Here is a 6,004-nt window from a genome sequence, read left to right as displayed (position 1 = left end):
CAGGATCAAACTCTCCAATAAAGTTTGTCTAGCATCTAAAATAAAAATTGACGTTTCACGTTGTTTGTTTCGTTCAGTTTTCAAAGAACTCGTTTGTCGCTCATTTGCGACTTCCTTATGTTAACATTTTCATCTTTCAATGTCAACTAAGTTTTTTATTTCGTTTGTCGCGTTTTGCTTGTTGCTATCAGCGACTCGTATAATATTACACCTCTATATAGTAATAGTCAATAACTTTTCAAAACTTTTTTCAATAGATTTATCTCTTCTTTATGAAGCGTTGTAAAAGCATCCTAAAATACCACTTCTCTCCACTTGGTTTCCTCCATCTATAAACATTTAGTAGATCATCATACATTTACCTTTCTCCATTCGATTCTATACTTAAAACCTTATTTTAACAATTCATAGTATATAATGAGATAGCTATTGTATTTTTCATTACCGAAAACAAAATACAAAACTCTATTATAAGCAGGTGAAACTATGGAAGATATCCGTGTACTTATAGCAGACGACGAAAAAGAAATCCGGGACTTATTAAAGAAATATCTAGAACGAGAACTATATACAGTAGATATCGCTATAAACGGCGAAGAGGCTCTGCAATTATTTGAACAAAACAAATATAACCTCATCATATTAGATCTTATGATGCCTAAAGTTGATGGTATCGAAGCATGCAGAAGACTTAGAAACAAAACAAATGTCCCAATATTAATGCTCACTGCTAAAGATCAAGAAGTAGATAAAATTTTAGGCTTAAGCATAGGCGCGGACGATTACATTACAAAGCCTTTTAGTATCAATGAGGTAGTCGCTAGAGTAAAAGCTCTTATGAGACGTTTTTTAGTATTAGGAAGTAATGCTAACATGCAAGAAAACATACTCCTAACATTCAAAGGATTAACAATTGATATAAATAAGTACATAGTTAATGTAAGTGGAAAAGAAATATCTTTAACTGGAAAAGAACTTGAACTATTAAAGTTCTTCGCCTCAAATCCTGAACAAGTTTTTACAAAGACGCAACTCTTCCGTAATGTTTGGGATAGTAATTATATAGAAGATGATAATACCGTCATGGTACACATTAGAAAACTGAGAAAAAAAATAGAAGTCGACCCTTCAAATCCTAAATTCATCCAAACTGTATGGGGTATTGGTTATAAATTTGTAGGTGAGAAGAATGAAGAATGATGAAGTTCTCTATCTTATTTTATTGCAGTTTATAATCATTACCGGACTTCTCTTTATAGATATGGGTCACACATCAAAATTAATATTATTCATTATCCTTATTGTTATAACAGTAAGCCTTTTCTTTACAAGACTTCATTTTATTCAAACTAGGAAGTCTATGGTCAAGAAATTAAGACGCGTTATTAATGGCAATCTACATACACGACTATATACAAATAACGATCATTCACTAGATGATGTCATTTTTTCTATAAATGAATTAATAACCGAACTAGAAAAAGTGCAAGTTGAGGCCAAAAAGTCTCAAAAGACTAGAAAACAACTTCTATCTAGTATCTCACATGATATTCGAACACCTCTTACTTCTATTATTGGATATATTGACGCATTAAAAGATGGTATAGCTGCTTCAGAGGAAGAAAAACTAGAATATCTTGAAATACTCTCAAATAAATCAAATAGCTTAAAACAATTAGTTGATGAGATATTCAATATGGCAAAGCTTGATGCTGATGAAATGCCATTTAAAGAAGAACAACTTAATTTCCCAGAAATAGCCAGGGAGTCACTAATCGAATTTTTGCCTGAACTATCCAAACACGGTATTGAGTTACAAGTTAATATCCCAGAAGAACCTTGCATGATTACAGCAGATTCTTTAAGCCTTATGCGAGTTATCAGTAATCTCCTAAAGAATGCGATACATTACGGAAAGCCTGGAAAAATAATAGGAATCGAACTTTTTGAAACGACTAACGACTATCAGCTGCTCATTTGGGATAAAGGCCCTGGCATTTCAACAGATGATCTAGAGAACGTATTTGAGAGAATGTACCGAATTGAGCAATCAAGGAACTCTTCTCATGGCGGGAGCGGTTTAGGACTTGCTATCGCGAAAGCTCTCGTAGAAAAAAATGGCGGTCAAATATGGGTAGAAAGTATTCCGTGGGAAAGAACCACCTTTGGCTTTTCCATCCCAAAACAAGCTACTTTTAAGAAATAGTTAAGAAATGATTAAGCAGTAGTTAAATCTTCCTTTTTATCATGTAATTAAGAGCTTATGGAAAGCAGGTGTTTCAAAATGAGTGCAATTATAAAGACAACAAACCTTACTAAGATTTATGGCAAACAAAAATCAGTAGATAATCTAAATATAACTGTAAACCAAGGAGAGATTTACGGATTTATCGGACGAAATGGTGCTGGTAAAACGACTACTATTCGAATGCTGCTCGGTCTTATAAAACCTACAAGTGGAAAAATCGAAATATTCGGAGAGGATTTTTCTGCAAACCAAAAAGAAATTTTAAGAAGAATTGGTTCTATCGTTGAAGTGCCAGGTTTTTATGAAAATCTTACTGCAAAAGAGAATCTATTAATTAACGCAAAAATAATTGGAGTGCATAAAAAAAATACCATTGAAGAAGCACTAGAAATTGTAGGATTGCAACATGAAACAAAAAAGCTAGTGGGTAAATATTCTTTAGGAATGAAACAAAGATTAGGAATCGCAAGAGCTCTTCTCCATTATCCGGAGCTATTAATATTAGATGAACCGACAAACGGTTTAGACCCAATTGGAATTAAAGAAATGCGAAAACTTATTAAATCTTTAGCACAAGAAAGAAATATAACGATATTAATTTCTAGCCACATTTTAGCCGAAGTTGAACAACTAGTAGATCATATGGGGATTATCCATGAGGGGAAGTTATTAGAAGAAACTTCACTTGATGCACTTCGAAAAACAAATCGTAAATACTTAGAATTCCAAGTCAATAACGATAATAAAGCTGCGATGCTTTTAGAGAAACAATTTCATATTTTTGATTATGAAGTACATGATGAAGGAAATATTCGCGTTTATTCTCATTTCGGTCAACAAGGACAGATTAATAGAACATTTGTTCAAAATGATATCGAAGTATTAAAAATTATGATGAGTGAAGACAGATTAGAGGACTATTTCACCAAATTGGTTGGAGGTGGAACAATTGGTTAATCTACTATATACGGAACTATTAAAATTGAAACGTTCTAACATGTTTTTAATTAGTATTATTGGGGCAGCGGTAGCACCGTTTATGATCGTTTTGGCCTTTTATATAGAAATGAAAACAAAACCATCTGCTACACCCGCAGGTTTCGATGTCCTTTTTCTTAATGTAAATATGTATATTATTTTATTTATGGGAGTCCTCCTATACGGAGTTGTTACCGCTTATCTCTTTAATCGTGAATACACAGAAAATACATTAAAAAATTTATTAACCATTCCTGTATCACGTTTTAACTTTATTATGAGCAAATTCACCCTTCTGTTTATTTGGATTATGATCCTTACTATAGTTGCATGGGGACTAACTTTACTATTAGGGCTATTAGGAGGTTTTCCTGGATTAAGCATCCCTTTATCTTTTCAATTTTTAGTGAAATTTTTACTAGGCGGTGGATTCCTTTTTATCTTATCTTCTCCTATTGTACTACTAACCCTTGTAATGAAAACTTATGTTCCGCCTATTATATTAACAATTGTTGTAGCAATGGTAAATGTTCTAACTGCAAGTTCGGAACACAAAGATTTGTTTCCTTGGACAGCTGCACTAGATATAGTAAATAATGAATTGCAACCGACATATCCTCCAGAATATTCTTATGTTGCTATTGCCGCTACAGCTATTATCGGCTTTCTCGCAACAATATTCTATTTTAAAAAAGTTGATATTCATTGATTTATAAAGATAACAAAATTCTTTCTATGTCTCTGTCTATCTACAACATTTTCATTTAAATAATAGGAGTGAAATTATGAGCGATACAATTATTGCATTTATACTCGGTATTGTAGAAGGACTAGCTGAATTTTTACCTATCTCTTCTACCGGGCATCTTATATTAGTCGGGCATTTATTAGGTTTTGAGGGAGAACGTGCAAAGACATTTGAAATTGTTATACAACTAGGGGCCATTTTAGCTATTGCGATTTTATATCATAAACGACTTGTTTCTCTCTGTAACATTAAACCTATCTTGCAGAAAGAGAAAAAATTTAATGCACTACATGTTTTCCTAGGTGTATTCCCAGCTGTAGTTGCCGGTTTACTCTTACATGATGTGATTAAAACATACTTATTTCAGCCATATACTGTCGTTATCGGGCTTGTGGCAGGAGCTATTCTTATGATCTTTGCAGAAGTTAAAAAGCCTGAAGCTACCTCCCATTCATTAGACGATTTAACATATCGTCAAGCATTAACAATTGGTTTATTCCAATGTTTAGCAGTATACCCTGGTTTCTCAAGAGCTGGATCTACTATTTCTGGAGGATTGTTAGCAAAGGCAAATTATAAGGCCGCATCCGAATTTTCTTTTCTTATCGCCCTTCCCGTCATGGTTGGCGCAACAGGATTAGACTTATTAAAGAGCTGGAAGTATTTAAGTATGGATGATATCCCAATGTTCGCAATAGGGTTTATTACTTCTTTTATTGTTGCGATGCTTGCAGTAGTAACGTTTCTAAAACTACTCGCACAAATCGGTTTAAAGCCATTTGCCTATTATCGTATTTTGTTAGCTATCGTATTCACTGTATTCGTATTGCTATAACCAGAGGAAGATCACCTATAAAAAGACAATAAATAACTAACCGATCTTTCTATAGGAGTATCGGTTAGTTGCAATTATACCTATCTAACTGCCTTACCTTCCCCATTTTAATAAAAAGACACATTTCAACAAACTCTTCATAAAAAGCGTTAGTTTTATTATTCCAGAAGAATCATCTAATCTTAAAAACGTAGGTAGCTGTTTAAAATAGCTCGACTTAACTATTCTGAATATTCTTTAATATAAATATATGTACAGATTTATTAAATAGATGGATATAAATGAACAGCACGAGTATATAAACCAGATTCATTAAGCAGTTTCCTTTTACTGCCTCAAAAAACAACAAAGAAAATGTAATTTATCAAACAAACCATCTATTATAACCAAACGAAACCTTATCATAAGCAATGAGGTATTTAACTAGACATGTGAGAAATGGGTGAATGATACTAATGAATCAATTGGCACAGCAATACTGGAATGAATACTGGAAGGAGAACGAAAAACCTCAAACTGTCAGCGCATGGCAGTTCGGAGCCTCTCCTGACTATCTTGCTTAATTAGTAATTGATGGCTTAAAAACAGCAACATGCTCTGGACATATTTTTTATGAGCTAGAAAATGAACCACTTCCAACAACAAATGATTATAGCATTATATTGAATAGCTCTGACGAGCCTGTAGCAATTATTAAAACGATAGAAGTAACTTTGACACCAATGAATGAAGTCTCTGAGGAATTTGCTATTGCCGAAGGAGAAGGTGACCGGACCTATGAATATTGGAAGAACACTCATATAGAGTTCTTCACAAAAGAACTGAATGAAATCGGTCATGAATTTTCTGAAGACATGTTGCTCGTTTGCGAACGTTTTGAGCTGATTGATGTGAAGAAATAAATAAACTTTCTTTTCATATATAAACTCATCATCTATTTGCTTTTTAAAGAGTAGATAGATAATGAGCTTGTTTTATAATTTATATTCTTATTTAAAACCACAAAAAAAACCTAAGTCGAAATGACTTAGGTTTTTGCTTGGCGACGTCCTACTCTCACAGGGACAGGGTCCCAACTACCATCGGCGCTAGAGAGCTTAACTTCCGTGTTCGGTATGGGAACGGGTGTGACCTCTCTGCCATCATCACCAAACTATGAAGGCATATTCCTTCAAAACTAGATAACATTTGCTTC

At 33.5% G+C, this 6,004-nt stretch carries 5 protein-coding genes, 1 rRNA gene and 1 pseudogene; 6 read left to right on the top strand and 1 reads right to left on the bottom strand.

The window, feature by feature from the left end; translation table 11 throughout:
• The first annotated feature begins 486 nt into the window (after positions 1-486).
• From AC1M36_RS28080 to AC1M36_RS28055, 6 genes and pseudogenes are all read left to right on the top strand, one after another.
• Positions 487-1,200: a response regulator transcription factor gene (locus AC1M36_RS28080; RefSeq protein WP_336454603.1), complete on the top strand. Its 714-nt coding sequence runs from the start codon at positions 487-489 to the stop codon at positions 1,198-1,200.
• A complete protein-coding gene (locus AC1M36_RS28075; RefSeq protein WP_479846501.1) occupies positions 1,190-2,206 on the top strand; it encodes a sensor histidine kinase in 1,017 nt (338 codons plus the stop codon). The genes AC1M36_RS28080 and AC1M36_RS28075 overlap by 11 nt, the downstream gene beginning before the upstream one ends.
• Before the next feature lie 78 nt (positions 2,207-2,284).
• Positions 2,285-3,205, top strand: coding sequence for an ABC transporter ATP-binding protein (locus AC1M36_RS28070; RefSeq protein ID WP_336454605.1), 921 nt, complete (start codon positions 2,285-2,287; stop codon positions 3,203-3,205).
• Positions 3,198-3,935: an ABC transporter permease gene (locus AC1M36_RS28065; protein ID WP_479846500.1), complete on the top strand. Its 738-nt coding sequence runs from the start codon at positions 3,198-3,200 to the stop codon at positions 3,933-3,935. Before AC1M36_RS28070 ends, AC1M36_RS28065 begins: the two co-directional genes overlap by 8 nt.
• Before the next feature lie 76 nt (positions 3,936-4,011).
• Positions 4,012-4,809: an undecaprenyl-diphosphate phosphatase gene (bacA, locus tag AC1M36_RS28060; protein ID WP_479846499.1), complete on the top strand. Its 798-nt coding sequence runs from the start codon at positions 4,012-4,014 to the stop codon at positions 4,807-4,809.
• A gap of 455 nt (positions 4,810-5,264) precedes the next feature.
• Positions 5,265-5,711, top strand: a pseudogene (locus AC1M36_RS28055) (ASCH domain-containing protein).
• A gap of 135 nt (positions 5,712-5,846) precedes the next feature.
• On the opposite strand, the gene rrf reads toward AC1M36_RS28055, so the two are convergent.
• Positions 5,847-5,962: ribosomal RNA gene (gene rrf, locus AC1M36_RS28050) — 5S ribosomal RNA — on the bottom strand.
• Between the last annotated feature and the right edge of the window lie 42 nt (positions 5,963-6,004).

The sequence above is a fragment of the Bacillus sp. Medicinal_06 genome (assembly GCF_056711665.1).
The sequence above is the reverse complement of the archived record's forward strand: the minus strand, read 5'-3'. Positions and strand labels throughout refer to the sequence as shown.

What these genes read in the sequence shown, in the direction of transcription:
- AC1M36_RS28075 (WP_479846501.1), top strand. Translation starts at nt 1,190, where the DNA reads ATGAAGAATGATGAAGTTCTCTATCTTATTTTATTGCAGTTTATAATC.
- AC1M36_RS28070 (WP_336454605.1), top strand. Translation starts at nt 2,285, where the DNA reads ATGAGTGCAATTATAAAGACAACAAACCTTACTAAGATTTATGGCAAA.
- AC1M36_RS28080 (WP_336454603.1), top strand. Translation starts at nt 487, where the DNA reads ATGGAAGATATCCGTGTACTTATAGCAGACGACGAAAAAGAAATCCGG.
- bacA (WP_479846499.1), top strand. Translation starts at nt 4,012, where the DNA reads ATGAGCGATACAATTATTGCATTTATACTCGGTATTGTAGAAGGACTA.